This window comes from Pantoea sp. S18 (assembly GCF_045689705.1).
Classification (GTDB): Bacteria; Pseudomonadota; Gammaproteobacteria; order Enterobacterales; family Enterobacteriaceae; genus Pantoea; species Pantoea symbiotica.
Genome location: NZ_CP142688.1, coordinates 4104615 through 4121227, shown reverse-complemented (window position 1 = coordinate 4121227; position 16613 = coordinate 4104615). Strand labels below are relative to the sequence as shown.

Below are 16613 nucleotides of genomic sequence, written 5' to 3'. Positions count from 1 at the left end.
AATGCGGAAAGCGTAATATACGCATCCCGCGCCGCTAGAGAAATCGCGGCATGCTCTTTAACAATTTATCAGACAATCTGTGTGGGCACTCGCAGGATTGATATCAGCGTCTCCGGACGTAAAAAATATCAAAGCCTCACGAGTGAACACATAATGAAATTCATTATGACGTTTTACAGATGAGCACCGCTGAACTTGTTTCAGCAAATCAAACTTAAATTGAAGAGTTTGATCATGGCTCAGATTGAACGCTGGCGGCAGGCCTAACACATGCAAGTCGAACGGTAGCACAGAGAGCTTGCTCTCGGGTGACGAGTGGCGGACGGGTGAGTAATGTCTGGGAAACTGCCCGATGGAGGGGGATAACTACTGGAAACGGTAGCTAATACCGCATAACGTCGCAAGACCAAAGTGGGGGACCTTCGGGCCTCACACCATCGGATGTGCCCAGATGGGATTAGCTAGTAGGTGGGGTAATGGCTCACCTAGGCGACGATCCCTAGCTGGTCTGAGAGGATGACCAGCCACACTGGAACTGAGACACGGTCCAGACTCCTACGGGAGGCAGCAGTGGGGAATATTGCACAATGGGCGCAAGCCTGATGCAGCCATGCCGCGTGTATGAAGAAGGCCTTCGGGTTGTAAAGTACTTTCAGCGGGGAGGAAGGCGGTGGAGTTAATAACTTCACCGATTGACGTTACCCGCAGAAGAAGCACCGGCTAACTCCGTGCCAGCAGCCGCGGTAATACGGAGGGTGCAAGCGTTAATCGGAATTACTGGGCGTAAAGCGCACGCAGGCGGTCTGTCAAGTCGGATGTGAAATCCCCGGGCTTAACCTGGGAACTGCATTCGAAACTGGCAGGCTAGAGTCTTGTAGAGGGGGGTAGAATTCCAGGTGTAGCGGTGAAATGCGTAGAGATCTGGAGGAATACCGGTGGCGAAGGCGGCCCCCTGGACAAAGACTGACGCTCAGGTGCGAAAGCGTGGGGAGCAAACAGGATTAGATACCCTGGTAGTCCACGCCGTAAACGATGTCGACTTGGAGGTTGTTCCCTTGAGGAGTGGCTTCCGGAGCTAACGCGTTAAGTCGACCGCCTGGGGAGTACGGCCGCAAGGTTAAAACTCAAATGAATTGACGGGGGCCCGCACAAGCGGTGGAGCATGTGGTTTAATTCGATGCAACGCGAAGAACCTTACCTACTCTTGACATCCAGAGAACTTAGCAGAGATGCTTTGGTGCCTTCGGGAACTCTGAGACAGGTGCTGCATGGCTGTCGTCAGCTCGTGTTGTGAAATGTTGGGTTAAGTCCCGCAACGAGCGCAACCCTTATCCTTTGTTGCCAGCGGTTCGGCCGGGAACTCAAAGGAGACTGCCAGTGATAAACTGGAGGAAGGTGGGGATGACGTCAAGTCATCATGGCCCTTACGAGTAGGGCTACACACGTGCTACAATGGCGCATACAAAGAGAAGCGACCTCGCGAGAGCAAGCGGACCTCATAAAGTGCGTCGTAGTCCGGATCGGAGTCTGCAACTCGACTCCGTGAAGTCGGAATCGCTAGTAATCGTAGATCAGAATGCTACGGTGAATACGTTCCCGGGCCTTGTACACACCGCCCGTCACACCATGGGAGTGGGTTGCAAAAGAAGTAGGTAGCTTAACCTTCGGGAGGGCGCTTACCACTTTGTGATTCATGACTGGGGTGAAGTCGTAACAAGGTAACCGTAGGGGAACCTGCGGTTGGATCACCTCCTTACCTGAAGATACCTTCCCGCGTAGTGCTCACACAGATTGTCTGATAGAAAGTAACGAGCAGAAAAAACCTCTACAGGCTTGTAGCTCAGGTGGTTAGAGCGCACCCCTGATAAGGGTGAGGTCGGTGGTTCAAGTCCACTCAGGCCTACCAAATTTCTTCTCATGCTGCGTTAAAGCGCCGCTCGTATAGTGAACTATACGTCGCGACACTTTGCCTTGCCTGAAAAGAAATTACCGTTTGTCGAAAACGGAACTCCTGGTGAGTGGTAGTAGTGGTCTCTGCAGTAACTGTATGGGGCTATAGCTCAGCTGGGAGAGCGCCTGCCTTGCACGCAGGAGGTCAGCGGTTCGATCCCGCTTAGCTCCACCATTACAGTGACTCAAAACAATACTTCAGAGCGTACCGGAAACGGTGTGCTGCGAAGTATTATGCTCTTTAACAATCCGGAACAAGCTGAAAATTGAAACGACGTATCGTATTCATTCTCCGTAATAAGAATGAAGCTGCGATATGTTCGAGTCTCTCAAATGCTTGCAGTCTGCACGCGTTGCAAAACGCCTGTGGGTTGTGAGGTTAAGCGACTAAGCGTACACGGTGGATGCCCTGGCAGTCAGAGGCGATGAAGGACGTGCTAATCTGCGTAAAGCGTCGGTAAGGTGATATGAACCGCTACAGCCGACGATGTCCGAATGGGGAAACCCGGTGCACTCAGTGCATCATCGCAACATGAATACATAGTGTTGCGAGGCGAACCTGGGGAACTGAAACATCTAAGTACCCAGAGGAAAAGAAATCAACCGAGATTCCCCCAGTAGCGGCGAGCGAACGGGGAACAGCCCAGAACCTGAATCAGTTTGTGCGTTAGTGGAAGCGTCTGGAAAGTCGCGCGATACCGGGTGATAGCCCCGTACACGAAAGTGCACATACTGTGAGTTCGAAGAGTAGGGCGGGACACGTGGTATCCTGTCTGAATATGGGGGGACCATCCTCCAAGGCTAAATACTCCTGACTGACCGATAGTGAACCAGTACCGTGAGGGAAAGGCGAAAAGAACCCCGGCGAGGGGAGTGAAACAGAACCTGAAACCGTGTACGTACAAGCAGTGGGAGCCTCATTTATGGGGTGACTGCGTACCTTTTGTATAATGGGTCAGCGACTTATATTCTGTAGCAAGGTTAACCGTATAGGGGAGCCGCAGGGAAACCGAGTCTTAACTGGGCGTTAAGTTGCAGGGTATAGACCCGAAACCCGGTGATCTAGCCATGGGCAGGTTGAAGGTTGGGTAACACTAACTGGAGGACCGAACCGACTAATGTTGAAAAATTAGCGGATGACTTGTGGCTGGGGGTGAAAGGCCAATCAAACCGGGAGATAGCTGGTTCTCCCCGAAAGCTATTTAGGTAGCGCCTCGTGAACTCATCTTCGGGGGTAGAGCACTGTTTCGGCTAGGGGGCCATCCCGGCTTACCAACCCGATGCAAACTGCGAATACCGAAGAATGTTATCACGGGAGACACACGGCGGGTGCTAACGTCCGTCGTGAAGAGGGAAACAACCCAGACCGCCAGCTAAGGTCCCAAAGTCATGGTTAAGTGGGAAACGATGTGGGAAGGCACAGACAGCCAGGATGTTGGCTTAGAAGCAGCCATCATTTAAAGAAAGCGTAATAGCTCACTGGTCGAGTCGGCCTGCGCGGAAGATGTAACGGGGCTAAACCATGCACCGAAGCTGCGGCAGCGACACTATGTGTTGTTGGGTAGGGGAGCGTTCTGTAAGCCGTTGAAGGTGTCCTGTGAGGGGTGCTGGAGGTATCAGAAGTGCGAATGCTGACATAAGTAACGATAAAGCGGGTGAAAAGCCCGCTCGCCGGAAGACCAAGGGTTCCTGTTCAACGTTAATCGGAGCAGGGTGAGTCGACCCCTAAGGCGAGGCTGAAAAGCGTAGTCGATGGGAAGCAGGTTAATATTCCTGCACTTGGTGTTACTGCGAAGGGGGGACGGAGAAGGCTAGGTTATCCGGGCGACGGTTGTCCCGGTTTAAGCGTGTAGGCTGATATCTTTGGTAAATCCGGGATATCTTAAGGCTGAGGCGTGACGACGAGCCACCACGGTGGTGAAGTAACTGATGCCCTGCTTCCAGGAAAAGCCTCTAAGCTCCAGGTAACACGAAATCGTACCCCAAACCGACACAGGTGGTCAGGTAGAGAATACCAAGGCGCTTGAGAGAACTCGGGTGAAGGAACTAGGCAAAATGGTGCCGTAACTTCGGGAGAAGGCACGCTGGCGCGTAGGTAGAGGGACTTGCTCCCCGAGCCGAAGCCAGTCGAAGATACCAGCTGGCTGCAACTGTTTATTAAAAACACAGCACTGTGCAAACACGAAAGTGGACGTATACGGTGTGACGCCTGCCCGGTGCCGGAAGGTTAATTGATGGGGTTATCCGCAAGGAGAAGCTCTTGATCGAAGCCCCGGTAAACGGCGGCCGTAACTATAACGGTCCTAAGGTAGCGAAATTCCTTGTCGGGTAAGTTCCGACCTGCACGAATGGCGTAATGATGGCCAGGCTGTCTCCACCCGAGACTCAGTGAAATTGAAATCGCTGTGAAGATGCAGTGTACCCGCGGCAAGACGGAAAGACCCCGTGAACCTTTACTATAGCTTGACACTGAACATTGAGCCTTGATGTGTAGGATAGGTGGGAGGCTTTGAAGCGTGGACGCCAGTCTGCGTGGAGCCAACCTTGAAATACCACCCTTTAATGTTTGATGTTCTAACGTAGGCCCGTGATCCGGGCTGCGGACAGTGTCTGGTGGGTAGTTTGACTGGGGCGGTCTCCTCCCAAAGAGTAACGGAGGAGCACGAAGGTTGGCTAATCCTGGTCGGACATCAGGAGGTTAGTGCAATGGCATAAGCCAGCTTGACTGCGAGAGTGACGGCTCGAGCAGGTGCGAAAGCAGGTCATAGTGATCCGGTGGTTCTGAATGGAAGGGCCATCGCTCAACGGATAAAAGGTACTCCGGGGATAACAGGCTGATACCGCCCAAGAGTTCATATCGACGGCGGTGTTTGGCACCTCGATGTCGGCTCATCACATCCTGGGGCTGAAGTAGGTCCCAAGGGTACGGCTGTTCGCCGTTTAAAGTGGTACGCGAGCTGGGTTTAGAACGTCGTGAGACAGTTCGGTCCCTATCTGCCGTGGGCGCTGGAGAATTGAGGGGGGTTGCTCCTAGTACGAGAGGACCGGAGTGAACGCACCACTGGTGTTCGGGTTGTCATGCCAATGGCATTGCCCGGTAGCTAAGTGCGGAAAAGATAAGTGCTGAAAGCATCTAAGCACGAAACTTGCCCCGAGATGAGTTCTCCCTGACTCCTTGAGAGTCCTGAAGGGACGTTGAAGACTACGACGTTGATAGGCCGGATGTGTAAGCGCAGCGATGCGTTGAGCTAACCGGTACTAATGACCCGTGAGGCTTAACCTTACAACGCCAGAGGCGTTTTGGTCTGAGAGACCGGATTTTCAGCTTGTTTTACGGATTAAGATTTAGCGGAAACGAAAGATTTTACGCTGAGGCGAGGCGCCGACCGAGACGGAATGAAGGAGCATACTGAAGTATGTGACTGAGTAACGCGAGGGAAAGCAACGTGGCATCAGTGAAAAATATTCGTTTCGTGCACAAGAATTTGCCTGGCGGCTGTAGCGCGGTGGTCCCACCTGACCCCATGCCGAACTCAGAAGTGAAACGCCGTAGCGCCGATGGTAGTGTGGGGTCTCCCCATGCGAGAGTAGGGAACTGCCAGGCATCAATTTAAGACCCGCTATCGGGTCGTGACCTTCCCGGTGACGCGGGAAGGGCGAAACACCTGAAATCAGAACGATTGTCTGATATCAGTACAGAATCGGTGGAGCGGTAGTTCAGTTGGTTAGAATACCTGCCTGTCACGCAGGGGGTCGCGGGTTCGAGCCCCGTCCGTTCCGCCACCCTAATTAGGGGCGTAGTTCAATTGGTAGAGCACCGGTCTCCAAAACCGGGTGTTGGGGGTTCGAGTCCCTCCGCCCCTGCCAGAAAATAATCCTTTGCTTCGGCAAAGGATTTTTTTTGTCCAAAATTTGGCAGTGAAATGAGTTTGAGTTTCACTGTGATCCACTCAAACTCCCTCATTTATTATCTTATTGTGTCAAAACCGGATATTTAAGCAGCTGACGAATGTGACTTTGCTGATCGCTATTCTGCAGCCACACCGCATATAACGGTCGCACGGCGACGGGTGTATCTGGAATAACCATCAAATCACTATAAATGCCGTGCCAAAAATCAGGTAAAAATGCACATGCACCGGTGGTATGCAGTAATTCACGCGTTAAATGTGCCGATGTCGTGGTTAATACGGGGACATCATCACTGGACAGATAACTTTCATGCTGATGAAAATCTGCGCCCCATTCCAGCTTGATATAGTCATATTTTTCACGCTTCTCAGTTTTACGCGCCCGGAATAATGCGAGCGAAATATGGCCTATTTGCTGGCTGGTTAACTCATCCATTTTTGGTGCTTCGGTCGTGATCAATAGGTCCAACTGACGTTCATGCAACTGCTTAACCAGCAAATGTCGCTGGGCAATGCGTGCCTCGAGGTGAAGGCTTTCGCGATTCTCATAAAGTGTTTGCAACCAAGGAGTTAAATAAGCTTCCCAAAGGGATGCGCTACCTCCTATCGAAAGCTCATGATGCTGTTGTGTATGTGAAACTTCCTTTTTGGCCATCAGCCAGGTACTCATCAAGCTTTCGGCATAGGGCAATAAACGCTCGCCCGCTGAAGTCAGCCGGATGTTATTACGGTGACGAGTAAAAAGGTTTACGCCCAGCTGGTTTTCCAGCTGACGAATGCGAAAACTAACGGCAGATTGCGTGAGGTAAAGCGCTTCAGCAGCACGCCCGAAATGGCGTGTTCTGCTCACTTCGAGGAAAGTTTTCAGTAATTCCGTATCCACTGCATTCTCCCAAAAATTGTTTGTCGTACTGATTTAAATGTTTTGTTTTACACTCTGTCAAGCCTATCTAATACTCCGCGCCATAAATAGCACGGCCATATGAGAGTCAGGAGCGTGTAAAATGGCGGATAGCTTCGCAACAACGAATCGTTTCTTTGATAACAAACATTACCCACGTGGTTTTTCGCGTCATGGTGATTTCACCATTAAAGAAGCTCAGCTTCTGGAGCGCCACGGTTACGCCTTTAATGAACTGGATCTCGCTAAGCGTGAACCCATTACAGAAGAAGAGCGTTCATTTTTAGAAGTATGTCGTGGTCTTCGTGAGCCGCAAACGGAAGCTGAACGTGTATGGTCGAAATATACCGCACGTATCAAACGACCTAAGCGTTTCCACACGCTATCTGGCGGCAAGCCGCAGATGGACACGGTGGAAGATTTTAGCGATAGCGATGATTAAGAATAGCGGGGCTTATATGAGCCCCGTTTTTTATTCCAGAGTTTTGTGCAGATAGATCATTAAGCGGTCGATGCTGCGATATCCCACTGCTTCCTGCAAATGACTCCGCGTAATCAGCTCTTCACCTGCCAAATCAGCGATTGTCCTCGCCACCTTTAAAATCCGCTGCCAGGCGCGTACCGAAAGCCCCAACGAATTCAACACCTCTTCCAGCCATTCAGCATCCTGCTGCTTCAATGGACACCAACGTAAAATCTCCGGGTTTGAGAGATGAGCATTCACTTTTCCGCTGCGTGCTGTTTGAATCTGTCGCGCGGCAAGGACGCGAGTTAAAACTTCAGCGCTGCTTTCACTGACTTGTTGTTTCTTACTCAGCGATCCGCTCGGAAGAAGTGGAACTTCTAACGATAAATCAAAGCGATCGAGAAAAGGTCCTGATAGGCGATTGAGATAGCGCAACACTTGCTGAGGTGATGAGCGATTATGATTGCCCTGATAATGCCCGGTCGGGCTAGGATTCATTGCACCGATCAATTGAAAGCGCGCGGGATAAGTCACTTTAGCGCGTGTGCGTGAAATGGCGATTTCCCCGGATTCGATCGGCTCGCGCAATGCATCCAGCGTTCTGCGCTCAAACTCTGGCAGCTCATCGAGAAATAACACACCGTTGTGTGCCAAAGATATTTCCCCAGGCCGTGGCAATGAACCACCCCCAACCAGCGCATAGAGTGATGCACTATGGTGAGGCGCTCTGAACGGCCGTTTGCGCCACTGATGATGGAGATTGCCGCTGCTTACCAGACTGGCGATAGCAGCGCATTCCAGCGCTTCCTGGTCGTCCAATGGCGGCATGATACCGGGCAGACGCGTTGCCAACATGGTCTTGCCGGTGCCCGGCGGTCCAATCAGTAACAGGTTATGCCCGCCAGCTGCGGTGATCTCAAGTGCGCGGCGGCCCTGATCCTGACCAATGATGTCGCTGAGGTCCTGCTTTTCCTGTTCAAGCGTTTCAGGCTGATAGTGCGCGATGGTGAGGGTAGTTTTGTTATGCAGAAACGCACAGATTTCTACCAGATGTTTTCCAACCAGCGTCTCGCCTTGTTGAATCAACCCGACATCCTGTTGATTCTGTTCAGCTAACACCATTTGTCTGCCCGCTTGCAGCGCCGCCATCGCCGCCGGAATAGCGGCCTGAACGCCACAGAGCGCGCCGTTAAGCGCTAACTCCCCCAGGAATTCATATTGCCCTAGTTTTGCGTCTGGCAGCTGCTCAGAGGCTGCCAGAATGGCGATAGCGATGGGAAGATCATAGCGTCCGCCTTCTTTAGGCAGATCAGCAGGTGCCAGATTGATGGTGACGCGTTTCGCCGGGAAGGTGAATCCGCTATTAATAATTGCGCTACGCACCCGTTCCCGCGCTTCTTTTACGGTGGTTTCAGGCAGTCCAACCAGCGTCAGGGCCGGCAAGCCGTTGCTGATGTGTACTTCTACCGTCACCAGCGGAGCCTGAACACCTAGCGCAGCTCGTGTTAATACTTTGGATAAAGACATAACCGCTCCTTGTTGTCCTTATCATCAGAGCAGCCAGGTGGATGAACAATGGCTATCTGCTCAACATCAGAATCAGATTCCTGACATTCGCTGAGAATTGCAGCGGTTTCACAAAAAAACAGAGCCTGTTCGTAAACCGCAAATGAAGATTGCGAAGCGGGCGTTATGAATTTTTATCACAAATGTAAATAACCTTTTACTTACAATGTGATAACGCACAACCGCCAGCGCCGTCATAAAAATTCCCAATGAAAATTATTGTCAATGACGTGCTAACTATGATAACTCTGTAGGTATTACTTCGAACAATCGAAAAAACAAACAACACATGAAAGCCCTTCTACAAGTGATTAGCCTAGTCGTGATTAGCGTGGTGGTGATTATTATCCCACCGTGCGGGGCATCGCTTGGAGAAAGAAAGGCTTAAAAATCAAGTCTGGAATTCCAAAAACCCCCGCACCGAAAGGTTCGGGGGTTTTTTTTTAACCAGCCTAAATATCAGCAAATTAGCGAGGAACAGATTATGAGCAGTAGCATAAAATTCTGTTGTTCCCCTAGGAATACAGGAGAATAACCATGACAGGTGCACAGTGGGTAGTTCAGGCTTTACGCGCGCAGGGTGTCGATACAGTGTTTGGCTATCCTGGCGGCGCAATCATGCCAGTGTACGATGCGCTCTACGATGGCGGCGTGGAACACCTACTGTGCCGTCATGAGCAGGGTGCGGTGATGGCGGCCATCGGTTATGCCCGCGCAACCGGCAAGACTGGCGTCTGTATCGCCACTTCGGGTCCGGGCGCCACCAACCTGATCACCGGTCTGGCGGATGCGATGATGGATTCGATCCCGGTTGTAGCGATCACTGGGCAAGTCTCATCGGCCTTTATCGGTACCGACGCCTTCCAGGAAATTGACGTTCTCGGTTTATCCTTAGCCTGCACCAAACACAGTTTCCTCGTTGAATCGCTTGATGATTTACCTTCAGTGATGGCAGAAGCTTTTGCCATCGCGCAATCTGGTCGTCCCGGTCCGGTTCTGGTTGATATCCCAAAAGACATTCAGATCGCCAACGGCGAACTGACGCCACATCTGCTGCCGGTTGAGCAACAAGTCAGCCACTCAGCGCAGCACATTGCGGAAGCGCGCGCATTGATGGCGCAGTCGCATAAGCCAATGCTGTATATCGGTGGCGGCGTTGGCATGGCGCAGGCGGTTCCTGCCTTACGAGCCATGGCACTGGAGACCGGTATCCCGATGGTTTCCACCCTGAAAGGGCTCGGCAGCGCGGATGCCAGCAGCGATCTCTATCTCGGCATGCTGGGCATGCATGGCACCAAAGCCGCTAACCTCGCAGTACAATCCTGTGATTTGCTGATTGCAGTTGGTGCACGTTTTGACGACCGCGTCACCGGCAAGCTGGATACCTTCGCGCCGCACGCCAGTGTTATCCATATCGATATCGATCCTGCCGAACTGAACAAACTGCGCCGCGCGCACGTCTCACTGCAGGGCGATATGAATCAGGTGCTGCCTGCACTGAGTATGCCAATGCACATTGATGGCTGGCGCAAAGAAGTCAGCGCGATGAAAAAAGAGTTCGACTGGCGTTACGATCACCCAGGCGAAGCAATCTACGCGCCGTTGTTGCTGAAGCAGTTATCCGATCGTAAAGCGGATAGCGCAGTGGTCACCACCGACGTCGGCCAGCACCAGATGTGGGCCGCACAGCACATGAGTTTCACCGCGCCAGAAAACTTCATCACTTCAAGCGGTCTCGGCACCATGGGCTTTGGCTTGCCGGCGGCGATTGGTGCGCAGGTTGCACGTCCTGAAGATACGGTTATCTGCGTATCTGGTGATGGCTCCATCATGATGAACATTCAGGAGCTGGGCACCATCAAGCGCGGCAAATTGCCGGTGAAGATTCTGCTGCTGGATAACCAGCGTCTCGGCATGGTGCGCCAGTGGCAGCAATTGTTCTTTGATGGTCGCTACAGCGAAACCATTCTGACCGATAACCCCGATTTCCTCACGCTGGCCAGCGCCTTTGATATTCCAGGCCAGCGCATTAGCCGTAAAGATCAGGTCGACGCCGCCCTCGATGCTCTGCTGAACAGTGAAGGTCCTTACTTCCTGCATGTTTCGATAGATGAGCATGAAAACGTCTGGCCATTGGTACCGCCGGGTGCCAGCAACGCAAACATGATGGAGAAAACCGCATGAATCAGCATCAATTGTCTATCGAAGCCCGCTTTCGTCCTGAAATATTGGAGCGCATTTTGCGTGTCGTGCGTCACCGTGGTTTCCAGGTGTGTGCGATGAATATGGCCTCCGCGGTCAATGCCGAGAACATTAATATCGAAATGACCGTTGCCAGCCAACGCTCAGTCGATTTACTGTCTTCGCAGTTAAGCAAACTTATGGATGTCGCTTGCGTCGAGATCCAACAACAGACAACACAACAAATCCGCGCATAGTCGCCAAAGGAAAAAGCAATGAGTACGAAGAAAGCAGACTTTATTTGGTTCAATGGTGAGATGGTTAAGTGGGAAGACGCCAAGGTCAGCGTTATGTCCCACGCACTGCACTACGGTACTTCTGTGTTTGAAGGCGTGCGTTGCTACGACTCACACAAAGGTCCAGTAGTGTTCCGCCACCGTGAGCACATGAAGCGTCTGCATGAATCCGCCAAAATTTACCGTTTCCCGATTAAAGCCAGCGTTGATGAGTTGATGGAAGCGTGCCGCGAAGTAATCCGCGTGAACAAACTGAAAAGCGCTTATATCCGTCCGCTGGCCTTCGTCGGTGACGTGGGTCTGGGTGTGAACCCGCCAGATGGCTACACCACCGATGTAATCATCGCCGCCTTCCCTTGGGGTGCTTACCTGGGCGCTGAAGCGCTGGAAAACGGCATCGACGCCATGGTTTCTTCGTGGAATCGCGTTGCACCAAACACCTTGCCGACCGCCGCGAAAGCGGGTGGTAACTATCTTTCTTCTCTGCTGGTCGGTAGCGAAGCGCGCCGCCACGGCTATCAGGAAGGTATCGCCCTCGACACCAACGGCTATATTTCAGAAGGTGCTGGCGAAAACTTGTTCGAAGTGAAAGATGGCATTCTGTTCACGCCACCGTTCACCTCTTCTGCGCTGCCAGGCATCACCCGTGACGCCATCATTAAGCTGGCGCAAGACATGGGTATCGAAGTGCGTGAGCAGGTTCTGTCGCGCGAATCTCTGTATCTGGCAGACGAAGTCTTCATGTCAGGTACTGCAGCGGAGATCACTCCGGTGCGTAGCGTCGATGGCATTCAGGTCGGCGAAGGTAAACGTGGTCCGGTCACCGGTCGTATCCAGAAGGCATTCTTTGGCCTGTTCACTGGCGAGACGGAAGACAAGTGGGGCTGGTTGGATCCGGTTAACGCATAACGAGATTTTTTGCGGGCGTCAGATGGCGCCCGCAACCTGATTATTACTGGAGTAAATAGAGCATGCCTAAGTACCGTTCCGCCACCACCACCCATGGACGTAACATGGCCGGTGCCCGTGCCTTGTGGCGCGCGACAGGAATGACCGACGACGATTTCGGTAAGCCGATTATCGCCGTGGTCAACTCATTCACCCAATTCGTACCGGGCCACGTGCACCTGCGCGATCTTGGCAAACTGGTTGCTGAGGAAATCGAAGCAGCCGGCGGCGTGGCTAAAGAGTTCAACACCATTGCGGTGGATGACGGTATCGCCATGGGTCATGGCGGCATGCTGTATTCACTGCCTTCACGCGAGCTAATTGCCGATTCAGTGGAGTACATGGTCAACGCGCACTGCGCCGATGCCATGGTGTGTATCTCCAACTGCGACAAAATCACCCCAGGCATGCTGATGGCGTCACTGCGCCTCAACATTCCGGTGATCTTTGTGTCTGGCGGCCCGATGGAAGCCGGTAAAACCAAACTTTCTGATCAAATCATCAAACTGGATCTGGTTGATGCAATGATTCAGGGCGCCAACCCGAACGTCAGCGACGCCGACAGCGATCAGATCGAACGTTCTGCTTGCCCAACCTGCGGTTCCTGTTCCGGTATGTTCACCGCCAACTCGATGAACTGTCTGACCGAAGCGCTGGGCTTATCTCAGCCAGGTAACGGTTCACTGCTGGCCACGCACGCCGATCGTAAAGAGCTGTTCATTAATGCCGGTAAGCGCATCGTTAGCCTGACCAAACGTTATTACGAGCAGGATGACGTCAACATGCTGCCGCGTAACATCGCCACCAAAGCCGCATTTGAGAATGCGATGACGCTGGATATCGCCATGGGCGGTTCCACCAACACCGTTCTGCACCTGCTGGCAGCGGCGCTGGAAGGCGAAATCGACTTCAACATCTCCGATATCGATCGTTTGTCTCGCAAAGTACCGCAGCTGTGTAAAGTGGCGCCAAGTACGCCGAAATATCACATGGAAGATGTGCACCGTGCGGGTGGCGTTATCGCCATTCTCGGTGAGTTGGATCGCGCCGGTTTGATCGACACCAGCGCGCGCAACATTCTGCAGCAGAGCATGCGTGAAACTCTGGATCAGTACGACATCATGCTGACCAAAGATCAGGCGGTGAAGGATATGTTCCGCGCCGGTCCTGCTGGTATTCGTACCACCAAGGCGTTCTCGCAGAATTGCCGTTGGGACACGCTGGATGACGATCGTGCCGAAGGTTGTATTCGTACTCGCGAACACGCTTATTCGCAGGATGGCGGCTTAGCCGTGCTTTACGGCAACATTGCGGAAGATGGCTGCATCGTTAAAACCGCGGGCGTAGACAAAGAGATCCTCACCTTCAAAGGCCCGGCCAAAGTGTACGAAAGCCAGGATGATGCGGTTGAAGCAATTCTTGGCGGCAAAGTTGTGGCTGGCGATGTCGTAGTAATTCGCTACGAAGGACCGAAAGGTGGACCGGGCATGCAGGAAATGCTCTATCCGACCACCTATCTGAAATCCATGGGCCTCGGCAAAAGCTGCGCACTGATCACCGATGGTCGCTTCTCTGGCGGTACGTCGGGCTTGTCGATTGGTCACGCCTCTCCGGAAGCGGCGAGCGGCGGCACTATCGCGCTGGTGAAAGATGGCGACATGATTGAAATCGATATCCCGAACCGTGGCATCAAGCTGGCGGTACCGGATAACGAACTGCACGCACGTCGTGAAGAAGAGCAAGCGCGTGGCGATGCGGCTTATACCCCGCACGGCCGTGTGCGTGAAGTCTCCTTTGCCCTGCGCGCCTATGCATCACTGGCGACCAGCGCAGACAAAGGCGCGGTGCGCGATAAGTCTAAGCTGGGAGGCTAACCAATGGCTGAGTCTCAACCGCTCTCCGCAAAGCCAAACGGCGCGGAGTATTTGCGCGCAGTGTTACGTTCACCGGTGTATGAAATTGCCCAGGTGACGCCGCTGCAAAAAATGGAAAAAATTTCATCGCGTCTTGGCAACACCATTCTGGTGAAGCGTGAAGATCGTCAGCCCGTGCACAGCTTCAAGCTGCGCGGGGCCTACGCGATGATTGCCGGGCTGAACGAAGAGCAAAAAGCGCGCGGCGTGGTGACGGCTTCGGCCGGCAACCATGCGCAGGGCGTGGCGCTCTCGGCCAGCACGCTTGGCATCAAATCACTGATTGTGATGCCGTTGGCCACGGCAGACATCAAGGTTGATGCAGTACGCGCATTTGGCGGTGAGGCTTATCTGTTTGGTGCCAACTTCGATGAGGCGAAAGCTAAGGCGATTGAGCTGTCAGAGCAGCAGGGTTACACCTTCGTTCATCCGTTTGACCATCCGGCGGTGATCGCCGGGCAAGGCACGCTGGCGATGGAACTGCTGCAGCAAGATGCGCATCTCGATCGCGTCTTCGTGCCGGTCGGCGGCGGCGGTCTGGCGGCGGGCGTTGCGGTGCTGATCAAGCAGCTGATGCCACAGATCAAAGTGATCGCCGTGGAGTCGGAAGATTCAGCCTGTCTGAAGGCGGCGCTCGATGCGGGTGAGCCCGTTGATTTGGCGCGCGTGGGTTTGTTTGCTGAAGGCGTGGCGGTCAAACGCATCGGCAGCGAAACCTTCCGCCTGTGTCAGGAGTATCTCGATGACATCATCACGGTGGATAGCGATGCGATTTGCGCAGCGGTGAAAGATCTGTTCGAAGATGTGCGCGCCGTGGCGGAACCTTCTGGTGCGCTGGCGCTGGCGGGGATGAAGAAGTACATCCAGCTGCACGACATCAAAGGCGAGCGCCTGGCGCATGTGTTGTCGGGTGCTAACGTGAACTTCCACGGCTTGCGCTATGTCTCCGAGCGTTGCGAACTGGGCGAACAGCGTGAAGCGCTGCTGGCGGTCACCATTCCAGAGCAGCAGGGCAGTTTCCTCAAGTTCTGTCAGACCATCGGCGGACGCTCTATCACCGAGTTCAACTATCGCTACGCAGATGCGGATAACGCCTGCATTTTCGTTGGCGTGCGCTTAACGCGCGGGCTGGAGGAGCGCAGTGAGATCATCAGCCAACTGAGCGAAGCCGGTTATAACGTGGTGGATCTGTCGGATGATGAAATGGCCAAGCTGCACGTGCGCTACATGGTGGGCGGACGTCCATCGAAGCCGCTGCGCGAACGCCTGTTTAGCTTTGAATTCCCGGAAGCACCGGGCGCGCTGCTGAAGTTCCTGCAGACGCTTGGCGCGCACTGGAATATCTCGCTGTTCCATTATCGCAGCCACGGCACCGATTATGGCCGCGTGCTGGCGGCGTTTGAAGCTAACGATCAGGAACCGGAATTCGAAACCCATCTCACCGCGTTGGGCTACGAATGGCATGACGAAGCGAATAACCCGGCGTTCCGTTTCTTCCTCGCCGGGCAGTAATTACAGCTGGTGCCAGAACGCATTGATAAGCGGCTCTCCGAGCCGCTTTTTTTGTACGCAAACGCCGAGTTCCAGCGGCGCGACAGACTCCACATTCTCCAGCGTTAACACGCGATTGCGCACCGGTTCCGGGCTGTTCTCCAGCACCACATCCGGCAACAGTGCAATACCACATCCCAGCGCCACCATCGACACAATCGCCTCATGACCAGAAACCGTGGCATAGATCTGTGGATTGGGAATGCGCTGGCGGCGAAACCATAAATCGATGCCACGGCGTGCAGGTCCTTGTTCCGGCAGGATAAACGGAATCTGCGCCCAATCGGGTTGCTCCTGCGTTGCCTGATTGCGTACCGGACAAGGCAGCGCCGGGGCGATCAGCACCAGCGGAATCAGGCCCAGTGGCGTAAAATCTATGCTGGCGGGCAGCGATTCAGGGCGACCGGCAATGGCGAGATCTGCATCACCGGATTGCACCATCTCAATCGCATCGGCGGCATCACCGGTAGTAAGTTTGATCTCTACCTGCGGATGTTCGGCGCGAAAGCGGTCAAGAATCGGTGGCAGATGGCTGTAAGCGGCGGTTACCGAGCAAAACAAGCGCAGCTCGCCGCTCAGTGAAGGGCCGTTAAGATCCATCACATGGCGCAACTGCTGATACTGCAGCAACGTCTGCTGCGCAAACTGGCGCAGGCGCTCACCGGCTTCTGTTAGCGTCACGGTGCGGTTATCACGCAGGAACAGCGCGTGACCGACATCCTCTTCCAGGCGCTGAATCTGGCGCGATAGGGTTGAAGGGCTGACGTGCATGGCACGCGCAGTGCGGCCAAAGTGGCAGCTTTCAGCCAGATGAAGGAAGAGTTTCAGGTCTCGTAAATCCATGCGCGTATCGCCTCAAGGTTATGTTGCAAATTTTGCAATGTGACCTTGCTAATATATCAATTTAAGCAACGGATTTCCTGTCATATG

Annotated in this window: 10 protein-coding genes, 4 tRNA genes and 3 rRNA genes; 14 read left to right on the top strand and 3 right to left on the bottom strand. The window is 53.5% G+C overall.

Translation table 11 applies throughout. The features are described from left to right. Positions 1–216: 216 nt before the first annotated feature. The 7 genes from VIJ98_RS19200 to VIJ98_RS19170 all read left to right on the top strand — a co-directional run bounded on the left by VIJ98_RS19200 (position 217) and on the right by VIJ98_RS19170 (position 5817). A 16S ribosomal RNA gene (locus tag VIJ98_RS19200) occupies positions 217–1756 on the top strand. Positions 1757–1829: 73 nt separating this feature from the next. Then, positions 1830–1906, top strand: a tRNA-Ile gene (locus VIJ98_RS19195). Positions 1907–2049: 143 nt separating this feature from the next. Further along, positions 2050–2125: transfer RNA gene (locus tag VIJ98_RS19190), tRNA-Ala, on the top strand. A 202-nt stretch (positions 2126–2327) separates the two neighbouring features. Then, positions 2328–5233: ribosomal RNA gene (locus tag VIJ98_RS19185) — 23S ribosomal RNA — on the top strand. A gap of 205 nt (positions 5234–5438) precedes the next feature. Next, positions 5439–5554 (top strand): 5S ribosomal RNA (gene rrf, locus VIJ98_RS19180). The 16S, 23S and 5S rRNA genes sit together here with 4 tRNA genes alongside, the layout of an rRNA operon. A gap of 102 nt (positions 5555–5656) precedes the next feature. Next, positions 5657–5733: transfer RNA gene (locus VIJ98_RS19175), tRNA-Asp, on the top strand. 8 nt (positions 5734–5741) lie between these two features. Further along, a tRNA-Trp gene (locus tag VIJ98_RS19170) sits at positions 5742–5817 on the top strand. A gap of 105 nt (positions 5818–5922) precedes the next feature. Here the strand turns inward: VIJ98_RS19170 and hdfR are convergent. Further along, positions 5923–6744, bottom strand: a complete 822-nt coding sequence (gene hdfR / locus VIJ98_RS19165) for an HTH-type transcriptional regulator HdfR (protein ID WP_008106614.1) — start codon at positions 6742–6744, stop codon at positions 5923–5925. Positions 6745–6865: 121 nt separating this feature from the next. On the opposite strand from hdfR, the gene VIJ98_RS19160 reads away from it, so the two are divergent. Next, positions 6866–7204, top strand: a complete 339-nt coding sequence (locus tag VIJ98_RS19160; protein ID WP_008106616.1) for a DUF413 domain-containing protein — start codon at positions 6866–6868, stop codon at positions 7202–7204. A 30-nt stretch (positions 7205–7234) separates the two neighbouring features. Here the strand turns inward: VIJ98_RS19160 and VIJ98_RS19155 are convergent, their stop codons facing one another. Beyond that, positions 7235–8755: a YifB family Mg chelatase-like AAA ATPase gene (locus tag VIJ98_RS19155; protein WP_323275518.1), complete on the bottom strand. Its 1521-nt coding sequence runs from the start codon at positions 8753–8755 to the stop codon at positions 7235–7237. 328 nt (positions 8756–9083) lie between these two features. Here VIJ98_RS19155 and ilvL point away from each other — a divergent pair, with 328 nt between their 5' ends. From ilvL to ilvA, 6 genes are all read left to right on the top strand, one after another. Next, positions 9084–9182, top strand: coding sequence for an ilv operon leader peptide (gene ilvL, locus VIJ98_RS19150; protein WP_071531048.1), 99 nt, complete (start codon positions 9084–9086; stop codon positions 9180–9182). Between the two features lie 149 nt (positions 9183–9331). Then, complete coding sequence (gene ilvG, locus VIJ98_RS19145; RefSeq protein ID WP_323275516.1) at positions 9332–10978, top strand: acetolactate synthase 2 catalytic subunit; 1647 nt, start codon at positions 9332–9334, stop codon at positions 10976–10978. Continuing rightward, positions 10975–11232 (top strand): acetolactate synthase 2 small subunit, encoded by a 258-nt coding sequence (gene ilvM / locus VIJ98_RS19140; protein ID WP_008106624.1) that lies wholly within the window; start codon positions 10975–10977, stop codon positions 11230–11232. The genes ilvG and ilvM overlap by 4 nt, the downstream gene beginning before the upstream one ends. Positions 11233–11250: 18 nt before the next feature. After that, positions 11251–12180: a branched-chain amino acid transaminase gene (locus VIJ98_RS19135; RefSeq protein WP_007888821.1), complete on the top strand. Its 930-nt coding sequence runs from the start codon at positions 11251–11253 to the stop codon at positions 12178–12180. Between the two features lie 62 nt (positions 12181–12242). After that, entirely contained in the window at positions 12243–14093 is a 1851-nt protein-coding gene (ilvD, locus tag VIJ98_RS19130) for a dihydroxy-acid dehydratase (protein WP_061719837.1), read from the top strand. 3 nt (positions 14094–14096) lie between these two features. Beyond that, a complete protein-coding gene (gene ilvA / locus VIJ98_RS19125) occupies positions 14097–15644 on the top strand; it encodes a threonine ammonia-lyase, biosynthetic (RefSeq protein WP_154157306.1) in 1548 nt (515 codons plus the stop codon). Here ilvA and ilvY read toward each other — a convergent pair whose 3' ends face one another. After that, positions 15645–16526 carry an HTH-type transcriptional activator IlvY gene (ilvY, locus tag VIJ98_RS19120; RefSeq protein WP_008106630.1) on the bottom strand — a complete coding sequence of 294 codons (882 nt, stop codon included), beginning with the start codon at positions 16524–16526 and terminating at the stop codon, positions 15645–15647. Positions 16527–16613 lie beyond the last annotated feature (87 nt).

Excerpts from the sequence above, each read along its gene's own strand:
- ilvD (WP_061719837.1), top strand. The coding sequence starts at position 12,243 with ATGCCTAAGTACCGTTCCGCCACCACCACCCATGGACGTAACATGGCC.
- ilvG (WP_323275516.1), top strand. The coding sequence starts at position 9,332 with ATGACAGGTGCACAGTGGGTAGTTCAGGCTTTACGCGCGCAGGGTGTC.
- VIJ98_RS19135 (WP_007888821.1), top strand. The coding sequence starts at position 11,251 with ATGAGTACGAAGAAAGCAGACTTTATTTGGTTCAATGGTGAGATGGTT.
- ilvM (WP_008106624.1), top strand. The coding sequence starts at position 10,975 with ATGAATCAGCATCAATTGTCTATCGAAGCCCGCTTTCGTCCTGAAATA.
- VIJ98_RS19155 (WP_323275518.1), bottom strand. The coding sequence starts at position 8,755 with ATGTCTTTATCCAAAGTATTAACACGAGCTGCGCTAGGTGTTCAGGCT.
- ilvL (WP_071531048.1), top strand. The coding sequence starts at position 9,084 with ATGAAAGCCCTTCTACAAGTGATTAGCCTAGTCGTGATTAGCGTGGTG.
- VIJ98_RS19160 (WP_008106616.1), top strand. The coding sequence starts at position 6,866 with ATGGCGGATAGCTTCGCAACAACGAATCGTTTCTTTGATAACAAACAT.
- ilvA (WP_154157306.1), top strand. The coding sequence starts at position 14,097 with ATGGCTGAGTCTCAACCGCTCTCCGCAAAGCCAAACGGCGCGGAGTAT.
- ilvY (WP_008106630.1), bottom strand. The coding sequence starts at position 16,526 with ATGGATTTACGAGACCTGAAACTCTTCCTTCATCTGGCTGAAAGCTGC.